This is a genomic window from Cupriavidus sp. C1SS-2L (assembly GCF_057073735.1).
This window is the reverse complement of the sequence record NZ_CP172709.1, coordinates 2,764,333-2,782,382: the sequence shown is the minus strand read 5'-3', so window position 1 is coordinate 2,782,382 and position 18,050 is coordinate 2,764,333. Positions and strand designations below refer to the sequence as shown.

15 protein-coding genes are annotated in these 18,050 nt (G+C 66.4%); 9 read left to right on the top strand and 6 right to left on the bottom strand.

The window, feature by feature from the left end; translation table 11 throughout:
- Positions 1–756, bottom strand: coding sequence for a GntR family transcriptional regulator (locus ACIGJG_RS30525; protein WP_483673675.1), 756 nt, complete (start codon positions 754–756; stop codon positions 1–3).
- A gap of 99 nt (positions 757–855) precedes the next feature.
- Between ACIGJG_RS30525 and ACIGJG_RS30520 the strand changes: the two genes are divergently transcribed.
- The 5 genes from ACIGJG_RS30520 to ACIGJG_RS30500 all read left to right on the top strand — a co-directional run bounded on the left by ACIGJG_RS30520 (position 856) and on the right by ACIGJG_RS30500 (position 8,164).
- Positions 856–1,701 (top strand): amidohydrolase family protein, encoded by an 846-nt coding sequence (locus tag ACIGJG_RS30520; RefSeq protein WP_011299925.1) that lies wholly within the window; start codon positions 856–858, stop codon positions 1,699–1,701.
- Positions 1,702–1,890: 189 nt separating this feature from the next.
- A complete protein-coding gene (locus ACIGJG_RS30515) occupies positions 1,891–2,325 on the top strand; it encodes a hypothetical protein (RefSeq protein WP_011299926.1) in 435 nt (144 codons plus the stop codon).
- A gap of 191 nt (positions 2,326–2,516) precedes the next feature.
- Positions 2,517–3,878: a TolC family protein gene (locus ACIGJG_RS30510; protein WP_140953215.1), complete on the top strand. Its 1,362-nt coding sequence runs from the start codon at positions 2,517–2,519 to the stop codon at positions 3,876–3,878.
- Positions 3,879–3,880: 2 nt separating this feature from the next.
- On the top strand, positions 3,881–5,041 hold the full coding sequence (locus tag ACIGJG_RS30505) for an efflux RND transporter periplasmic adaptor subunit (RefSeq protein ID WP_011299928.1): 1,161 nt from the start codon (positions 3,881–3,883) through the stop codon (positions 5,039–5,041).
- 6 nt (positions 5,042–5,047) lie between these two features.
- Positions 5,048–8,164 (top strand): efflux RND transporter permease subunit, encoded by a 3,117-nt coding sequence (locus ACIGJG_RS30500; RefSeq protein ID WP_011299929.1) that lies wholly within the window; start codon positions 5,048–5,050, stop codon positions 8,162–8,164.
- A 93-nt stretch (positions 8,165–8,257) separates the two neighbouring features.
- On the opposite strand, the gene ACIGJG_RS30495 is transcribed toward ACIGJG_RS30500, so the two are convergent.
- The 4 genes from ACIGJG_RS30495 to ACIGJG_RS30480 form a co-directional block, all read right to left on the bottom strand.
- Entirely contained in the window at positions 8,258–8,440 is a 183-nt protein-coding gene (locus tag ACIGJG_RS30495) for a hypothetical protein (protein WP_041680130.1), read from the bottom strand.
- 150 nt (positions 8,441–8,590) lie between these two features.
- A complete protein-coding gene (locus ACIGJG_RS30490; protein WP_245001825.1) occupies positions 8,591–9,817 on the bottom strand; it encodes an MFS transporter in 1,227 nt (408 codons plus the stop codon).
- Positions 9,818–10,012: 195 nt separating this feature from the next.
- A complete protein-coding gene (locus ACIGJG_RS30485) occupies positions 10,013–12,787 on the bottom strand; it encodes an autotransporter family protein (RefSeq protein WP_483673673.1) in 2,775 nt (924 codons plus the stop codon).
- Positions 12,788–12,915: 128 nt separating this feature from the next.
- Entirely contained in the window at positions 12,916–13,269 is a 354-nt protein-coding gene (locus ACIGJG_RS30480) for a hypothetical protein (protein ID WP_011299932.1), read from the bottom strand.
- Positions 13,270–13,601: 332 nt separating this feature from the next.
- Here ACIGJG_RS30480 and ACIGJG_RS30475 point away from each other — a divergent pair, with 332 nt between their 5' ends.
- Complete coding sequence (locus tag ACIGJG_RS30475) at positions 13,602–15,311, top strand: methyl-accepting chemotaxis protein (RefSeq protein ID WP_011299933.1); 1,710 nt, start codon at positions 13,602–13,604, stop codon at positions 15,309–15,311.
- 135 nt (positions 15,312–15,446) lie between these two features.
- On the opposite strand, the gene ACIGJG_RS30470 is transcribed toward ACIGJG_RS30475, so the two are convergent.
- The gene (locus ACIGJG_RS30470; protein ID WP_140950335.1) at positions 15,447–15,662 is read right to left on the bottom strand and encodes a hypothetical protein; all 216 of its coding nucleotides are present in this window, start codon (positions 15,660–15,662) and stop codon (positions 15,447–15,449) included.
- A 47-nt stretch (positions 15,663–15,709) separates the two neighbouring features.
- Between ACIGJG_RS30470 and ACIGJG_RS30465 the strand changes: the two genes are divergently transcribed.
- The 3 genes from ACIGJG_RS30465 (at position 15,710) to ACIGJG_RS30455 (ending at position 18,042) form a co-directional block, all read left to right on the top strand.
- A complete protein-coding gene (locus ACIGJG_RS30465) occupies positions 15,710–16,303 on the top strand; it encodes an acyloxyacyl hydrolase (RefSeq protein ID WP_140950334.1) in 594 nt (197 codons plus the stop codon).
- Between the two features lie 134 nt (positions 16,304–16,437).
- Positions 16,438–17,622, top strand: a complete 1,185-nt coding sequence (locus tag ACIGJG_RS30460) for an MFS transporter (protein ID WP_483673672.1) — start codon at positions 16,438–16,440, stop codon at positions 17,620–17,622.
- Positions 17,623–17,685: 63 nt separating this feature from the next.
- The gene (locus ACIGJG_RS30455; RefSeq protein ID WP_011299936.1) at positions 17,686–18,042 is read left to right on the top strand and encodes a DUF2880 domain-containing protein; all 357 of its coding nucleotides are present in this window, start codon (positions 17,686–17,688) and stop codon (positions 18,040–18,042) included.
- The last annotated feature ends 8 nt before the right edge of the window (positions 18,043–18,050 follow it).

Genomic DNA, 18,050 nt, shown 5'->3' with positions numbered 1-18,050 from the left:
TCAGCGGATGTCCGCCTGGTAGCGGAACGCGTAGGCGTCGCCCTGTGTCAGCCGGTACTCCGCACAGTTGCCCTGCAGGTCATACGCGCGCCGTGTCACGAGCGCGCATGGGTGACCATCGGGCAGGTCGAGCAATTCGGCCTGGTCCGCATCGAGCGTGCGGAATGTCACTTCGTCGACGGCACGGTGGATCGTGATGCCGCATTGCGAAGCCAGCAACGGATAGAGCAGGTCGCCCCATTCGGCCTTGGGCAGGCGCTGCAGCGGCTCGCAACGCGGCAGCGGCAGCCAGATCGATTCGAGCAGGCGAGGCTTGTCGTCGAGCCAGCGGCGCCGCGAGATCGCCAGCCCGCGAGCGCCTGTGTCCAGCCCGAACAGCGTCGCAACAGACTTCTCCAGCCGCACGGCGCGGCACGACAGGATCTCGGAACGCGGGATGGCCACGTCAGCCGCACCCGCATCGGCCCGAAAGCGGAAGAACCGCATCATGCTGGCACCGGTGAGTCCATTGCGCACGAAGGTGCCTTTGCCCTGCACCCGCTCCAGTAATCCCTCCTGCACGAGTACGGCTATCGCCTGGCGGATGGTGCCGAGCGCCGTGCCAAACTCAGTGGCAAGCGTGCTTTCGGCCGGAATGGCCGCGCCGGGCGGCCATTCGCCGTCCACGATCTTGCGCTGCAACTGGGCCGCGATCCGGCCGTAGCGGCTCACGCCGACGGCGGTTGCGGAGCTGTGCAGCGGGGCGTTGTCTTGCATCTGGGGTTCGTGTAGATTGGTGTCCTCTAGAGGACTAGAGTATAGATGGGGGCGCCTGATGCCATATCAGGGCTTACCCGCATGCGAGGAGCAGCGACGATGACGCGCAACGCGATGCCACTGGTGGATTGCCACTTTCATCTGTTCGATGCCGGAACCGGCATGCCGGCAGCGCGGTACCGGCCTGCATACTCCGCGCGCATCGAAGACTGGCAGAGCCTGCTGGCGCCGCTGGGGGACCTGTATGGCGTCGTAGTCCAAACCAGTTTTCTCGGCACGGACAATGCGGCGCTGCTTGCGGCGCTGCGCGCCAGGCCAGGGCGGCTTCGCGGCGTGGCCGTGGTGGATCCGTCGGTGACGGACGGCCAGTTGGCCGCCATGCAGGCGGCGGGCGTGCGAGGCATCCGGCTCAATTTCTTCGGCGACCCGGAGTGGCGCCGCATCGGCACAGCCCCGTGGCGGACATTGTTCGAGCGGATTGCCTTGCTCGGCTGGCATGTGGAACTGCATACCGCGAACGGTCAGGGTGCTGCGCTGCTGTCTGAACTCGACGCTTCGCTTGGCGATTGCGGGGCACCTGTCGTGCTCGACCACTTTGGCAGGCCCGGCGAACAAGGCGTTCGAGATCCGGTCTTCGCGGTGGCTGAGCGGACACTGCAGCGTCGGCAGGTGTGGGTAAAGTTCAGCGCCCCATACCGGCTCCTGCCCGGCACAGACTGGCGTTCACTCGCAATGGCATGGCGCCGGGTCGTGGGGCAGGACCGGTTGCTGCTTGGCAGCGACTGGCCTTGGACCAATCATGAATCGTCGGCCCGCGCTGGAGAATGCGCGGCGCTCTTCCAGTGGCCCTGCGAGCCGACTGGTGGCGAGGGGGCGGGGGATGGCGGGTTTGCCGAGTCGCTGCGCTGGAGGAATGCGACGGTGCTTTACGGGTTTGGGTTGTAGGACGACTTTGCGACTTGATTGCCTTCGGATGTGCTCTCCCTTGGTTCGGTGAGGTGCCTTGTGAAAGGAACGAAAGTAACGATTCCAAGTCAATCGTAATCGTTAAGTTACAATGCTGTACCGCAGCAAGGCCTCTGACGCATCCACAAAGTGCGCCATCCAGCCCTGCTGAACGCCCCCCCGGGACCCATGCGATTCCTGTTTCTGCTGCTGACTGCCATGTGCCTGTCGCTGCTCTCCTACGGAGCGGTGGCGGACGCGCACGCGGGTGTACAGGGAAACATTGCCGCGGTGGCCGCCCACGCGATTACCGTGCCGGACAAGGTCAGCGACGTCGCATCGCTGCCCTCGGTCGACGCGACCGGCCGGCTCGTCGTTCCTGGCGATGATGGGCTGAACGACGACGACATCGTCGACGAACCGCCGCCCGGCTACTGCAACATCTGGTCTGCGGATCTGCTCGATCCGCTCGATCTGCTGGACGAAATCGAAGAGTCCAGCGCCTTGTTCGACCTGCCGACCGTGAAGCTGCTGCTGCCCGCGGACGATATCTGGCAGGCGCCCGCCGGGCGCACCGCGCCGCCCGCCACGGCTTTCTTCAAGCCGCCGATTTCCCTCGCCTGATTCCCTTCGCGCCCTGTGCACGGCATCGCCGTGCGCAGGCCGCGTCCCATTGCCTGCCCAGAACTCCCGGCGCGCCTTAACGGTAGCCGGCTGAGTCCGTTGCGGTACGTCTGCCGTCCGTCTCGCGCATCGCGCGAGGGGGCGGGCGATGACGCATGGCGCAGGCAGCCTATGGCTTGCTTTCCCGACTCATGACACACACCAAGCTGACCCTGATCGCGTCGCTTTCGCTGGTGGCGTTCGCGGCCGTGCCGGCCCAGGCCAGCGACGACATGCGCCCGCCGGCCGCCGTCGTCCTGGCTGGCGGCAACGTTGCACCGCCCGCATCCGCTGCCCCAGTGACCGGTCCTTCCTATGGCCTGCAGCAACTGCTGGCGCTCGCGCAATCCACCAACAAGGGCGTCGAGGCCGCGCAGGCCAATGTCGATGCCGCCAATGCCGCCATCACTAGCGCGCGCGCCTATCCGAACCCGCAGGTCGAGGTGATGTACGGCCGCCTGCAGGGCAAGCAGCCGGGCGTGACCAGCGGCAACGCGCCCACCTACGCCATCACCCAGAAGCTCGACTATCCGCACCAGCGCAGCCTGCGCCAGGACATGGCTTCGCGCGGCCTGGAAGCGTCTCAGGCCGTGCGCCAGGGCTTTCGCGCCGAATTGGCCGCGCGCGTGAAGACGGCGTATTTCGAGGTTCTGCGCCGCGAGAGCGAACTCCAGGCCGCGTCCGAAGACCTGGCGATGATGCGGCAGATCCATTCGCGCGCGCGCCTTCGCGTGGAAGTGGGCGAGGCCCCGCGCTATGAACTGATCAAGGCAGAGACCGAATTGCTCGCGACGCAGAAAAGCGCGCAGACGGCGGAACTGCGCGTGAACCAGGCCAAGGCCGCGCTGCGCCAGCAGGTTGGCGGCGCCATGCCGGCGCTGTTCTCGCTGGACGGCAATCTCGGCCAAGTGCCCGATGTGCCGCCGCTGCCGCAGTTGCGCGGCACGATGAACGCCAGCAACGCCGAACTGACCCAGCGCCGCATGGAACTCGAGCGCGCGCGCCTCGGCGTGGATTACCAGCGTTCGCTGCGCTGGCCCGAAGTCGCCGTGCGCGCGAGCACGGACCGCCAGCCGGACAACAACGTCTCGCAGATCGGGCTGGTGGTGACGATTCCGCTGTGGGACCGCCGCAGCGGTCCGGTGGGCGAAGCCACCGCGCAGGCCACGCAGGCGCGCACTGCGCTGGAAGCGCGCGAATTCGAGCTGACGCAGGAACTGGAAGCCGCGTACCGCCAGTACGAAATCACACAGTCGCAGGTGACAGCACTGGAGTCCGGCATCGTGCGCGAAGCCGAGTCCGCGCTGAACGTGGCCGAGTCCGCCTACCGCTTCGGCGAGCGCGGCATTCTCGATTACCTGGACGCGCAGCGCGTGCTGCGCGGCGCGCGCAATGAACTGATCGCGGCGCAGTTCGACCTGCAGGTCGCTGCCATCCAGATCGAAAAGCTCATGTCGACGGCCCTGGGCACCGCGCCTGCTGCGCTGCCGTCTTCCACCATCCAGAACCGATAATCATGCGCCCCAATTTCCTGCTTTCGCTGACGGCCACTGCCGTCATGGTGTTTGCCCTGGCAGGCTGCTCGAAGGAGCCGGCCCAAGCGACCGAAGCCCCCAAGCTGCCGCCCGGTGTCATCAAGCCCGAACCCAACCTGATGCAGACCCTGAAGGTAGCGCCGGTGTCCACGTCCGCGTTCAGCGAGATGCTGCGCGTAGCGGGACGCATCGATTTCGACGAACAGCGCGTGTCGCGCGTCGGCGCCAGCGTGACCGGGCGCGTGACCGACCTGTATGCGAGCCTGGGCCAGGAGGTCAAGGCGGGTCAGGTGCTCGCGCGCCTGCACAGTACTGAACTCGGCGCAGCCCAGATGGCCTTCCTGAAGAGCGAGGCGCAGCACGAACTGCAGGCCCGCAATGCTGAACGCGCGAAGCAACTCTATGCGGCCGACGTGATCGGCCGCGGCGAGCTGCAGCGCCGCCAAAGCGAGCTGGCGATTGCATCGGCCGAAATGCGCGCCTACCGCGACCAGCTGCGCGTGCTGGGCATGTCCCCGGCCGCTATTGCGGAGCTGGCCAAGAACGGCAGCATTAATTCGCATTCGCCCGTGTATTCGAGCCTCAGTGGCACCGTGGTGGAACGCAATGTGGCGCAAGGCCAGGTCGTGCAGCCGGCTGACGCGCTCTACACCGTGGCCGACCTGTCGCGCGTATGGGTCGTGGCCGAAGTGCCCGAACAGCAGGCCGCGCAGGTGGCCGAAGGGCAGAGCGTGGAGATCGAGGTGCCGTCGCTGGCTAATGGCAAGGGCAGTCAGACCATCACCGGCAAACTGATCTATGTGGGCCGTACGGTGAACCCGCAGTCGCGCACGGTGCTGGTCCGCACGGAGCTGGAAAATCGGGAGGGCCGCCTCAAGCCGGCCATGCTGGCGAGCATGCTGATTGCCAGCAAGCCGGTCGACCAGCTCGTGGTGCCGGCTTCCGCCGTGGTGCGCGAAGGGAACGACGAACTCGTCTACGTCGAAATGCCCGGCGGCCAGTTCCGTCAGACGCGCGTGAAGCTCGGCGCGGAAAGCGACGGCATGCGCGTGGTGCTCAGCGGCGTGAAGGCCGGCGACCGTGTCGTGGTGGATGGCGCCTTCCATCTCGACAACGAGCGCAAGCGCATCGAACAGGGGTAATCGGCCATGATGAAATCCCTGGTTGAAGCCGCCATCAAGCAGCGGCTGGTGGTGTGCGTGCTGGCCGTGGTGCTGTTTTTCTTCGGCCTGCGTGCGGCCACCAAGCTGTCGGTAGACGCGTTTCCCGACGTGACCAACGTGCAGGTGCAGATCGCCACCGAAGCGGCCGGCCGTTCGCCGGAAGAAGTGGAGCGCTTTGTCACTGTGCCCGTGGAAATGGCCATGACTGGCCTGCCCGGCCTGGAAGAGATGCGCTCGCTGAACAAAGCCGGGCTGTCGCTGATCACGCTCGTGTTCACCGACGCCACCGACGTCTACTTCGCACGCCAGCTCGTGATGGAGCGGCTCATCGAAGTGTCCGGACGCATGCCCGAAGGCGTGACGCCGGTGCTGGGCCCGGTCTCGACCGGCCTCGGCGAGGTCTACCAGTACACACTGGATCGCCCCGACGACGGCAACCGTGAACTGACACAGGAAGAACTGGCCGAGCGCCGCATCGCGCAGGACTGGGTGGTGCGCCCGCTGCTGCGCTCGATCCCCGGCGTGGCCGAGATCAACTCGCAGGGCGGCTACGTGCGCCAGTACCAGGCGCTGGTCAACCCCGAGCGCATGCGCCACTACGATGTCTCGATCCAGCAGGTCTATCAGGCGCTGGCGCGTAACAACGCCAACTCTGGCGGCGGCGTGCTCCCGCACTACGCGGAGCAGTACCTGATCCGCGGCGTCGGTTTGGCCAAGGGCGTGGACGACCTCGGCAGCATCGTGCTCAAGGAAGTGGCCGGCACGCCGGTCTACCTGCGCGATGTGGCCACCGTCACCATCGGGCACGAGGTACGCCAGGGCGCGCTAGTGAAGAACGGCCAGACCGAGGCGGTCGGCGGCATCGTCATGATGATGCGCGGCGGCAATGCCAAGGAAGTAGTAAGCCGCGTCAAGGCGCGCGTGGCCGAGATCAACGCCAAGGGCATGCTGCCCGGCAAGCTGCAGATCGTGCCGTATTACGACCGCAGCGAACTCGTCGATGCCGCGCTGTGGACGGTGACCAAGGTGCTGCTCGAAGGCGTGGTGCTCGTGGTGATCGTGCTGTTCCTGTTCCTCGGCGACGTGCGTTCGTCGGTCATCGTGCTCGCCACGCTGGTGCTGACGCCGTTGCTGACTTTCATCGTCATGAACAGGATGGGACTGTCGGCCAACCTGATGTCGCTGGGCGGGCTTGCGATCGCGATCGGCCTGATGGTGGACGGTTCTGTGGTGGTGGTCGAGAACGCGTTCGAGCGGCTAGGCCATAAGGAACCGGGGCTCACCAAGACCCAGATACTGGTCAAGGCCGTGCAGGAAGTGGCCACACCCGTGATCGTCGGCGTGGGCATCATCATCCTGGTGTTCCTGCCGCTGATGACGCTGTCGGGCATGGAAGGCAAGATGTTTGCGCCGCTGGCGTTCACGATCTCGATTGCGCTTGCGATTTCGCTCCTCCTGTCGCTCACACTGTCGCCGGTGCTGAGTTCGTACCTGCTCAAGGGTGGTGCCGAGCACGACACGAAGATCATCGCGTTCATGAAGCGGCACTACCTGCGCATGCTGCACTGGGCGCTGGGCAACAGCCGCAAGACGGTGATCGGCGCAGTGGGTGCCTTTGTGTTGACGCTGGCCATCGTGCCGCTGCTTGGCACATCGTTCATTCCCGAGATGAAGGAAGGGTCGATCGTGCCGGCCATCGACCGGGTGCCGAACATCTCGCTCGAAGAGTCGATCAAGCTCGAGAAAGAGGCCAACAAGCTCGTGCTTGGTGTACCGGGCGTGAAGTCGGTGGTGTCGGGAGTGGGCCGCGGCGAAAGCCCTGCGGATCCGCAGGGCCAGAACGAATCGACGCCGATCGCGAGCCTGAAGGACCGCCACGAGTGGCCCGACGGCTGGACGCAGGATGACATCGCCAACGCCATCCGTGAAAAGCTCAAGGCCATTCCCGGCGTGCAGATCGTGATGGCGCAGCCGATTTCCGACCGCGTCGACGAGATGGTCAGCGGCGTGCGTTCCGACGTCGCGGTGAAGGTGTTCGGCGACGATCTCGATAAGTTGCGCGAACTTGCGGGCGAGATCGCGCGCGTGGCGGGCGGCATCCAGGGCTCGCAGGATATCCGCATCGAGCGCGTGTCGGGGCAGCAGTACCTGTCGATCGAGATCGATCGCCAGGCGATTGCGCGCTACGGGCTCAACGTGTCCGACATCCACGACGTGATCGAGATTGCCATCGGCGGCAAGCGCGCGACGGATATCTTCGAAGGCGAGCGCCGCTTCGCGGCGGCAGTACGCCTGCCGGAGGATTTCCGCAACAACGTTCAGGCGATCCGCCAGTTGCTGGTGGCGACGCCCAACGGCACGCAAGTGCCGCTGCAAAGCGTGGCGAAGATCGAGGTCAGCGACGGCCCCGCGCAGATCAGCCGAGAAATGGCCAAGCGTCGCGTGGTGGTGATGATCAACGTGAAGGACCGCGATCTCGGCGGCTTCGTGGCCGAGTTGCAGCAGGCGGCGGGCGCCAAGGTCAAGCTGCCGGAAGGCTACTACCTCGAGTGGGGCGGCCAGTTCCAGAATATGGAGCGCGCCATGGGCCACCTGAAGATCATCGTGCCGGTGACCATCGCCGCGATCTTCTTCCTGCTGTTCCTGCTGTTCAACTCGCTGCGCTTCGCCACGCTGATCATCACGGTGCTGCCGTTCGCATCGATCGGGGGGATCATCGGGCTGTTCGTCACGGGCGAGTATCTGTCGGTGCCGGCATCGGTGGGCTTTATCGCGCTGTGGGGCATGGCTGTGCTCAACGGCGTGGTGCTGGTGTCGTACATCCGCACGCTGCGCGATTCGGGCCTGTCCGTGACGGAGGCGGTGGTGCAGGGGGCGACCCAGCGCTTCCGGCCGGTAATGATGACGGCCACGATTGCGATGCTTGGCCTGGTGCCGTTCCTGTTCTCGTCCGGCCCGGGCTCGGAAGTGCAGCGACCGCTGGCGGTGGTGGTGATCGGCGGGCTGATCACGTCGACACTGCTCACGCTCGTGATGGTGCCGACGTTGTACCGCTGGTTTGACGACCGCAAGGCGGATCCGACCAAGGATGTGCCGGTCTGATGCGGTGAGCTGAGGTCGCCGGCCCGACGACAAAAGGCGCTTCGCGCGGTGCGCGGAGCGCCTTTCTTCTTTGCCTGAACAGTGCGTTGTGTCTTACGACACGGACATCACCTTGATGTCCTCCCACTGCGGATGCAGCAGCCGCAGCGTGGCGAGGATCGCCTTCGGGTCTTCCGCGTGGCGGTCGGACAGTGCGACGGCTTCGGTGGAGGTGACAACCGACTTGTGGCCTTTCTGGCGGTACTGGACTTCGACGGTCTTAGTGACAAATGACATGGCTGGCCTTCCGGGGATAGGGGTGCCTGACCGGGGAAATCGTGGGGGACAGCTGCCAGGCAGGAACAATAACGGCAGGCGCGCTCAAGACTTTTGCCCCGCAAGCACGCGGAGCCTGTTTCAGTTCATGACACCATGCATGAGATGGCTTCAGCGCCGCTCCGTGGCGAAGAAAAGCAGTGCCAGGATCGGCAGCGCGAAGCCGATGCCGCTGGCCAGCGGCCAGCCGCCGTGCGCGTAGGCCCAGCCCCCCAGTGCAGAACCGAGCGCTCCGCCAACGAAGAACACGGCCATGAACACGCCGTTGAGCCGGCCGCGGTGCTCCGCGCTCAGCGAAAAGATCGCCCGCTGCCCGACGACCAGGCTCGCCGAGACGCCGAAATCGAGCACGATCGCGGCGACGGTCAGCATTGCCAGGGCGATCGCCGATCCGGGCGTGCCGGCCAGCCCGATCAGCATCGACCCCGCGCCAAGCAACAAGGCAATGGCCGTCATGCGGCGGCCGCGCCCGCGGTCGGCCAGTCGGCCGGCGATGGGCGCGGCGATGGCGCCAGCCACGCCGGCCAGTGCGAACAGCGCGATGCCTCGCTGCGACAGCCCGAAATCCGGTCCGGACAGGTACAGCGGGACGGTGGTCCAGAACAGGCTGAAGGCGCCGAACATGCTGGCCTGGTAGGCCGCACGCCGGCGCAGCACCGGCTGCGTGCGCAGCAAATGCCACATGGAGGCCAGCATCTCCGCATAGCGCCCGCCGGGTGCCGGCGCGCGCTGCGGCAGGCGCCGTGACAGGACCAGGGCCAGCAAGGCCATGACCACCGACGACAGCGCGAAGATGGCATGCCAGCCCCAGAGATCGGCCACCAGGCTTGAGATCGGCCGCGCCAGCATGATGCCGAGCAGCAACCCGCTCGTGACATTGCCGACGGCGCGTCCGCGCGCATGCTCGGGCGCCAGGTGGGCGGCAAACGGCACCAGCACCTGCACGGCCACGGAACAGAACCCGATCAGCCAGGCGGCGAGCAGGAACGTGGCCGCGTGCGTTGCAAAGGCGGCACCGGCAAGAGCCACCGCGTTGCCGGCCAGCAGCCGGCATACAAGGCGCCGGTTCTCCACCAGGTCGGCCAGCGGTACCAGCAACAACAGCCCGAGGCAGTAGCCGGCCTGGACCAGCGTGATGATCAGGCCGGCCGCGCCCGGCGACAATTGCAGCGCTGTGGCAATCGGGCCGACCAGCGGCTGGGCGAAGTACAGGTTGGCGACGGTCACGCCACAGGCTGCGGCAAGCAGCGGCGTCACCCATGCGGGGACGGATTGCGGTGGCTGCGCCGGGCGTGTGCCGGAAGCGGTGGCCCCGCCGGTGGTCGACTGGACGGTCATGGCGATCTTCAACTGGACGGCATCGAGTGCCGGTTTATGGTGTTCCCGGCGGCATATCGATGCGACGTCGGCGCAACGCGTGCACCGTCGACCGGTGCCGCAAGCGTGTAGTGGCCGGCAGGGTAGCACTTGTAGCGCAGGCTTGCAGACCGACTCCCGACTGCTGCCCGGCGATAGGACCCGCGACCGGGCGCGTTACCAGGACCAGCGTGCGCCGATATTACCGAACCACGCGCTGCGTGGCACGCCGTCCAGGCTGGTCAGGTAGCCGACGGTGCCGTAGACGCTGCCGCGCGGGCCAGCCTTTCCGGCGATCCCCGCCTCGAAACGCGCAGCCGTGTAGGCCTGGCTGGTAGGGATCGAGGTCGTGGCTGCAAAGGTAGTCTGGTCCGTGCCCCCGAAGGCGTGCAGGATATCCGTGCGCAGCCAGGGCTGCCAGCGCACGCCGCGGTACTCCAGCACTTTCTGGAGCCGGACACCGGCACGTGCGAGCGTGCTGTCGGCATTGCGGAAAGTCACGGTGCTGACCTGGTCCTGCAGGTCATTGAGGGAAAGGTGCTGCCACACAAGCTGCACTTGCGGCTCCAGTGTCACGGTGGGCGACAACTGGAGCGGCATGCCGCCCTCTGCGGATAGCGCCAGTGCGTTGCCATGTGTTGTGGCGCCCGTGCCGGTATGGGTGCTCGGATCGATCGTCAGCGTGCTGTACTGCAGCACCGTATCGGTGTACCAGTTGCCGGGTCCGATATGGCTCCAGTATGCGCCTACGCTGTACGCGTTGATATCGAGCTTGCCGGCCGCATAGCCGGGAAAGCCAAGCGCGAAGCCGGCAATGTCGCCCGCCGCCCGCGCGTAGCCGAAATAGGCACCGAAATGATCGCGATGGCCACCGGGGCCATCGCCCGCCATGGCGTACAAGTCTTGCCCGACTTGCAGGCCGGCGAGCGTGCCGCTGATATCCGGGTGTACCTCGCCGCCTTGGGACTGATGGCCGTTGCTGCCCCAGGCCCGGGCCCAGGCAGCACCGAGCGCGCCGCGTTCGGTCAGCAGGGCCTGCTCGCCCTGGCGTTCATGGAAGGTGGCGATCTGGTCGACGCCCAGCTGTCGGGCGACGCCTGCAATGGCCGCATAGACGGGCACTGCCGGCCGGTAGAGTGGGACCGGCGACGCATCGGCTGCCGGCGCGGGCGGCAGGGCGGGGCTGCCTGCCGCCGGTTGTGGTGACAGTACCGGCTGGGGCGCGGCGGACGGCGGTGCCGGGGACACTGACGAAGCCGGGGCAAGGCTGGATCGCAGGAACCAGCTATCGGCCGTACCGTTGCTGACGCCACCGCGGTACAGCACATAGACGTATGCGCCGGCCTGGATCTGGCCTCCCGCGAGCCGGAACGCGGATGGCGTCGAGGTGCCGCCGTCGGTGACCACAACGAGCGGGATCCCGTCCACTACGGTCAGCCCGCCATTGCCGCCGGCATTGGCCAGCGCGATCGTGGTGCTTCCGGAAACCGTGCCTTGCGAGACGCCAAGCCGGTCAGAGGGCGAGTTGTCCGCGCCCAGTATGCTGCGCAGCAGCAGTTGCCCGCCGTTGCCCGTGTAGTGACCGACGATCTGCAGGCGGCTCGCTGCCGGCGTGGAGCCCGTAGTCAGGTCGATGACGCCGGCATTGTTGACCGCTGCCAGTTGTCCCGCGGCTGCTGCCACAATGGCCGCGTTGCCGGCGGGGCCGATCTGCAGCGTGCTGGTGCTGTCGATGTCCAGCGTGCCGGCCGTTGGCGCGGTAACAGCGAGTGGGCGCTGCAAGCCAAGGGCCGCAGGCGCTTGCAGGGCCGGGTCGCCGAGTACCAGGTCGCCGTCCATGACAAGCGTGCTGTGGTTGGTCAGGTTTACTGCTTCAAAGCCGACCAGGCGGGCCACGCCGGAGAGACGGCTCTGGTCGAGGGTCAGGCTGTCCAGGCCGCTGCCGCCATCCAGACGTGGCATGCCAGCCAGGTTGGCATCGGTCAGCCCGCGCAACGTGGCGGCATCGCTGTCGTCGCCGAGCGCGACGGCGCCATTCACCTGGCCACCGGAGATGACGACGGTGTCGCGGCCCGGACCCATGTCCACGGCATCGACTTGCCCGCCGGACATCTCGAAGCGGTCATCCCCCTCACGCAGCACGATTGCGCCGCGGATGGTGCCGCCGAGCATGTTCACGACGTCATTGCCGACGTCCAGGTCAATCGCGCGGAAGCCGCCGGAGATCGTGCCGCGGTTGGTAATGACGACAGCCGCTCTTGTCGCGCCGATGGCGTTTCCACTCAACGATTCGATCGTGCCGGTATTGTCGATCGAGCTGGGGCCGTTGTTGACGATGATGCTGGTCGCGTCCGAGTGGATCAGGCCGGCATTGTCCAGCGTGATGCCATGGTTGGCGAAGATGGCGTTGGACTGATCGCTCAGGATGCGCCCGGCGGCGGTGTTGGTCACGGTCAGCGCCGTGCCGCCCTGCAACCCGGAGCTGTCCGTTCCCGTGGCGAGAAGCGTGCCGCTGTTGCGTACCGTGGCAGGCGCGTTCCCGTCCACGAAGACGGCGTGCGACGCCGTGCCCGTGGCAATGATCGTGCCGCGGTTGTCGAGCGTGTTGCCGGTGCCTTGCATGAGCACGGTGGGGGCCGCGTCACCCGTTCCTCGCAAGGTGCCGCCATTGTCCACCAGGCTTTGCTCGCGGACGACGACTGCGCTGCCTGCCGCCACCGCCAGTTCGGCATTCGGCTCAATGGTCACCGTGACCCGGCTGCTGCCCGGCTGCGCGACGATGGGAGTGGTGGCGGGATTGGGCGCCAGCGGCGTGCATGTGGCGGTCTGCCCGTCGGCAGGGGCGGCGAGATCACAGGCGGCGAGCGCGACATCGGGGCGCAGGCCGAGCGCCACGGCGAGCACCGTGGCTGGCCATGTGCCGTGGGGCGGGCGGCTGGAACGATGCGGCATGGCGTCCCGGTGGTCTGGCGCGCTGAGGTGCGCTCTTCACGGGAACAATAGGCGCGGCTGGCCGGATGGCAAGGGTGATCTGTGCCGCGCGAGGCTCTGGTACGGCCGGGGGCCGGTCAGCACGTCGCTCAGCGGCGCTTCAGCTCGCCCAGGTAGTAGTTGATTTCGGCAAGAAGCGTGGCGTGAAAGGCTTCGGGCAACTGCCGGTCGTCGGTCAGGCACAGCAGGTCATCGACACGCTTGCGGAAGGCGCCCTCAACGCTGTCGCGGCGTTCCGCAGACATCCCCGCACACAGGGCAGCCAGGAACTCGCGCAGCACCAGCAGGCGCGCGCCGTACTGCACCATGGCGTCGCCCTGCGTCTTGAGGCTGCGCGAAAGCTGGTCGGGAACAGCGTCAGGCGTGGCCGCCTCATGGGCCGGCACCGCGGCGTTTACCGTGCAAGCCTGCGGCTTGCCGGTCAGCATGGTTTTCCTGAACATGGCGGGCCTCCGTGACGAGCACCGCGGCCTGGCGTCATGGGCACCCGGAGGCGGTTATGCGCATCTTGATGGCGGCGGCAATCGCGGACTGTTCGCTAGCCGACACTGGCGGCCCTTCATTCGATTGGGGCGGTACATGGCGCCATCTTGTCGCACCTTCATTGTTTGCGGCGCATCAACGATCCTGGCGGCGGACATCACGTCCGCCGGAGCCCTGCCGTTAAGGCCGGGAAAACCGCGCCTGGCCATTGTGCCGACGCAGACCGCGTCCGCACAGGCATGCCGGCCGCGAGTATCGGGGGTTTCACCCAGCCTGCAATCGAATTTCCACAATGAGTCAGTTCATCCATACGATCAAGTTCAGGATCCTCCTGGTGTTCAGTGTTTGTATCGCGCTGATGCTGGCGATCGGGCTTTTCGCCTTGCAAACCATCTCGAGCCTGAACGAGAACATGCACGACGCCTACGAGCAGAACACCGTGGCCATCGGCGAGCTGGCGGACGTCCGCGTGGCACAACTCCATATCCGCCGGCTGCTGTGGAAAATCCAGGCGACTTCGGAGGACGAAGGCAGTGCGGACATGGCCCTGGTGCGCGAATACCAGGCAAAAATGAAGAAGGGCTGGCAAGCCTATTACCCCACGCGGGTCACGTCGCCGCGCGAGCGGGACATGGCGGATCAGCTTGACACGGCGCTGGCGCGCTTCGCGGATCTTGTCGCACAGGAGCTGCACCTGCTCGAAGCCGGTGACCGGGCCGCGGCAGCCCGTCTGCAGGAAAGCGATCTCGGTGCGGCCGGCGACAAGGTCGGCGAGCTCATCACGCGCGGTGTGGAAGTCAACCTGAACCAGGCCGGTGACTACCATCGCCGGAGTCTCACGGAGGCGCGTTCAGCGCTGTGGACGACCGCGGTGCTGGTGGTGCTTGGGTTGCTCGTTTCGCTGGGGGCGTCGCACTATCTGCTGCGAACCATTACGCGCCAGCTTCGCCGCTCCGTGGAAATCGCCGACGAGATCGCCGGAGGCCGCCTGGACCAGCAGATCGAGATTCGCTCGCGCGACGAGTTCGGCCTGCTGTTTGGTGCCATGGCGCGCATGAGCAGCCAGCTTGCGCAAACGGTCCGCGGCATCCAGGTATCCAGCGAGGCCGTGCGTGTGGCATCGCGTGAAATCGCCAGCGGCAATATGGATTTGTCCGCGCGCACGGAGCAACAGGCGGCGTCGCTCCAGGAGACCGCGGCCAGCATGACGGAGATCTCCCAGACCGTGCGCATGAACGCTGACAACGCGTCCCAGGCCAACACGCTGGCCGGCAGTGCGCGAGACCTTGCGCATGCCGGCAACGCGGCGGTGCAGGCCATGGTGCAGACGATGGCTCGGATCAGCGGCAGTTCGGGGCGGATCTCGGACATCACCAGCCTGATCGAGGGCATTGCCTTCCAGACCAATATCCTGGCGCTGAACGCGGCGGTGGAGGCCGCACGTGCCGGCGAGCAGGGGCGCGGATTCGCGGTCGTGGCGGGCGAGGTGCGGGCGCTGGCGCAGCGCTCTTCGGCGGCCGCCAAGGAAATCAAGGAGCTGATCGAGTCCTCCGCGGACATGGTCCAGGACGGTTCGCGGCAAGCGGGGGAGGTCGGCCAGACCATGGGTGAGGTGATCCGCGCGATCCAGCAGGTGTCGGACATCATGGGCGAGATCTCCGTGGCGTCCGGCGAGCAGAGCCAGGGCGTGGAACAGGTGCACCTCGCGATCAGCCAGATCGATTCAGGCACCCAGCAGAATGCTGCGCTGGTCGAACAGTCCGCCGCGGCGGCGAAGTCGCTGGAAGAGCAGGCCAATGCCATGGCCGATGCGGTTTCGGTATTCCGGATCGCGGGGGAGGGAGGGAGCCGTGTGCAGGGCGCGCCATCGGTGTCCGTCGCACGCGGATTCAGCGGCACGCAACCGGGCTTGCAGGCCGTGCGCAGGCCGCCCCCGGCCGCTCAGCCTGCACGGGCCCCGCGTGTTGGCGATGAGGCCGACAACGATTGGCATTCCTTCTGAGCCGTGTCCCGGCATAGCCATCGCATGCCGTCACAAAGGCGTGAATATGGCAAGCCGGCCGCAACTATTCGGGGCTTTGCTCCGAGGCCCAATCCTTAGAATCTGTCACGTGGCATCTTGCTACACCCCCCGACTTCAGCCCTCCGCAAGGAGGGCTTTTTTTTGGTTTTTCGCCTGCGCGCGCAAAGGCAGATCAAACGGGCTGTTCCATACGGCCCAATAGCATTCCAAGAATTGTTCCAAAAACGGAACACAGTGTGCAATCCACGTGACTTCTTGCGATGCGGCGAACGCTGCATAATGCCGCGCCAGAGCGGGATTCCGGCAGCCATCCGAAGCCGCCGTTGCCATGCTCGTCGTCGTCCCTCCTGCCACGCTGTCACGCCTGCCACGCTGTCATGCCTAGCCATCTGTCCCTGTATCGCTTTCCATCCAGCCGAGTCGTTCGCCGTTCCGTACTGGCTGCCATTGCCTTGTCTGGCGCGCTTATCAGCGGCCTGTTGCATGCCGAGCCATGGTTCGAGCCCGTGCGCCTCGGCGTGTCCGCTGGGGCCGGCAAGGATGCCGCGATGGCGCGGCTCGAAGCGCGCTGGGATCTGAAGCAGGATTTATGGGCGACGTCCTCGCAATCCGTTCGCCTGCGCCTCGGGTTAGAAGTCTCGGGTGGCGTGTGGAATCCCCATGGCAGCGGCGGGAATGCGCTTGGCGATCTTGGCCTGACGCCGATCCTGCGCCTGCAGGGCGCGGGCCGCAGCGGCGTCTTCGTCGAAGCCGGCGTCGGCGTCCACGTGCTGTCGCGCACGCGGCTATCCGACGACAAGGTCTTTTCCACGGCCTTCCAGTTTGGCGATCGCGTGGCCGTGGGGTACCGTTTCGGCGATACGCTCGATTCGGAACTGGCCCTGCGTCTGCAGCACTATTCGAACGCGGGCATCAAGGAACCCAACCCGGGCATCAATTTCGTCCTGCTCCAGTACTCGGCGCGCTTCTGAGACGTGCCAGCAACTATTGTTTAGGCATGGCGGCCGGCCGCCCGCCATGCCGGCTAGTGCGCAGGTACATGCCGCCGGAGCGCCGCACGGCGACCTTGCGCGGCTGACCGAATACCGGATACCGGCAGGCAGACATGCAGCCATTGGCCTTGTTCTCCGTGCAGTTCATGCTGGCGGTGACATGGACGCTCTATACGGCGTTCCTGCCCGCACTGGCCGCTCAGGCGGGCCTGCCGGCAGCGCAGGTGGCCTGGATCCTCCTGATGGACCAGGCCATCTTCGTCGTGATGGACAGTTTGCTGGGCATTGCCGCAGACCGCGTAGCCGATGCCTTGCACCGGGTTGGCACTTGGATACTCGCTGCCAGCGTGGTGTCGGCTGTCGCGTTCGCCCTGCTCGCGAAATCGGCTTCGCCCCAGATGATGCTGTTTCTGACCGTGTGCTGGGCCGCCACATCGTCGGCGCTGCGCGCACCGCCCATGGTGATCATTGCCCGCCGGCTGCGGGAGTCAGCTCCGCGATTCCTGGTCGGGTGCTCCATGCTCGGCGTAGGGGTGGCCTCCGCGCTGGCGCCCTTGCTCACGGCGTGGATGCGTGGCCAAGCGCCGGCACTGCCGTTTCTGTTGGCAAGCCTGGGCCTGTTGGCCGCGGTTCTCGCCTTGCAGTGGGTGGAAGCCCACGCGGGGCCGCTACCTGTTGCGGCATCAGCGACCGTACGCGCTGGCGGCATGGCCATGGCGTGGCTGCTGCTGGCCGCCGTGTTCCTGCTGGCATTCGGCTTCCAGGTCCATAGCAGCGTGAACAGCGCGCCGGCCTATCTGAGATTTGTGAAGCCCGGCGAACTCGTGCGCGTCATGCCAGCTTTCTGGATTGGCTTTGCGATGGGCGTCCTATTGCCCGCGCGACTGCCGCGTGGACGCTTCCTTCACCATGGCGCACTGACGGCCGCTGCGACGCTGGGTGCGCTGGTCCTGGCCGGCATTGCCCATGCACCTTCACTGACGGTACTGTTGGCGGCCCAGTGCGCGGTCGGACTCTTGTGGGGCGTGGTCTTCTGTGCTGCGGCCGGTGCCGCCATCGACGCGGGGCATGTCGGTCGCGAAGGCAGGCTGACAGGCATTCTGTTCGCCCTGGCGGCGCTGGCGGCTTGCGTGCGGATTGCCATGGTCGCATCCGGCGTCGCCAGGCAACCGGCGCTGGCCGGCCTGTTGCCCTGGCTGCCATCCATCGCGTGGGGCACGGCAGGCGTACTGCTCGCCGCCTTCGTACTGCGCAATATGGCGGTGCTCGCGGCCCGGCCAGCCCGCGGAGATGCCTGATCGACGGCATGAGCGGCCCCGCCCGCGTAAAATGTGACGCCCCCATCTGTCCAGGAGATCTTTATGACGCTTGCCTTGTCCCGCCGAACCCGTGCAGCCATTGCGGCAGCCGGACTGCTGCTGGCTGCGGGTGCGGCACTCGCCGACGACCTCGAAATGCCCAGGCCGCGTGGCAAGGACGAAGCGCCTGGCGCGCCAGTCGCGTGCAGGAAGGCGGTGAAGACAAAGCTTCCGAATCCCGATCACTTCAAGTGGGATGGCAGCACGTACCGCAAAGTCGCCGAAGATGCCTACAGCGTTGTCGCGGATGTGGAATACCTTGGCACGGACGGTGCCCAGCGCAAGGCAAAGATCCAGTGCGACGTGATCCGGGCCCCCGGCGACAGGTTCGTCGTCACCAAGGTCCGGCTGCCGGAATAAGCTAAGCG

Bases quoted from the DNA above. Each gene is read 5' to 3' on its own strand.
- ACIGJG_RS30525 (WP_483673675.1), bottom strand. From the start codon at position 756: ATGCAAGACAACGCCCCGCTGCACAGCTCCGCAACCGCCGTCGGCGTG.
- ACIGJG_RS30520 (WP_011299925.1), top strand. From the start codon at position 856: ATGACGCGCAACGCGATGCCACTGGTGGATTGCCACTTTCATCTGTTC.
- ACIGJG_RS30515 (WP_011299926.1), top strand. From the start codon at position 1,891: ATGCGATTCCTGTTTCTGCTGCTGACTGCCATGTGCCTGTCGCTGCTC.
- ACIGJG_RS30510 (WP_140953215.1), top strand. From the start codon at position 2,517: ATGACACACACCAAGCTGACCCTGATCGCGTCGCTTTCGCTGGTGGCG.
- ACIGJG_RS30505 (WP_011299928.1), top strand. From the start codon at position 3,881: ATGCGCCCCAATTTCCTGCTTTCGCTGACGGCCACTGCCGTCATGGTG.
- ACIGJG_RS30500 (WP_011299929.1), top strand. From the start codon at position 5,048: ATGATGAAATCCCTGGTTGAAGCCGCCATCAAGCAGCGGCTGGTGGTG.
- ACIGJG_RS30495 (WP_041680130.1), bottom strand. From the start codon at position 8,440: ATGTCATTTGTCACTAAGACCGTCGAAGTCCAGTACCGCCAGAAAGGC.
- ACIGJG_RS30490 (WP_245001825.1), bottom strand. From the start codon at position 9,817: ATGACCGTCCAGTCGACCACCGGCGGGGCCACCGCTTCCGGCACACGC.
- ACIGJG_RS30485 (WP_483673673.1), bottom strand. From the start codon at position 12,787: ATGCCGCATCGTTCCAGCCGCCCGCCCCACGGCACATGGCCAGCCACG.
- ACIGJG_RS30480 (WP_011299932.1), bottom strand. From the start codon at position 13,269: ATGTTCAGGAAAACCATGCTGACCGGCAAGCCGCAGGCTTGCACGGTA.
- ACIGJG_RS30475 (WP_011299933.1), top strand. From the start codon at position 13,602: ATGAGTCAGTTCATCCATACGATCAAGTTCAGGATCCTCCTGGTGTTC.
- ACIGJG_RS30470 (WP_140950335.1), bottom strand. From the start codon at position 15,662: ATGGCAACGGCGGCTTCGGATGGCTGCCGGAATCCCGCTCTGGCGCGG.
- ACIGJG_RS30465 (WP_140950334.1), top strand. From the start codon at position 15,710: ATGCCTAGCCATCTGTCCCTGTATCGCTTTCCATCCAGCCGAGTCGTT.
- ACIGJG_RS30460 (WP_483673672.1), top strand. From the start codon at position 16,438: ATGCAGCCATTGGCCTTGTTCTCCGTGCAGTTCATGCTGGCGGTGACA.
- ACIGJG_RS30455 (WP_011299936.1), top strand. From the start codon at position 17,686: ATGACGCTTGCCTTGTCCCGCCGAACCCGTGCAGCCATTGCGGCAGCC.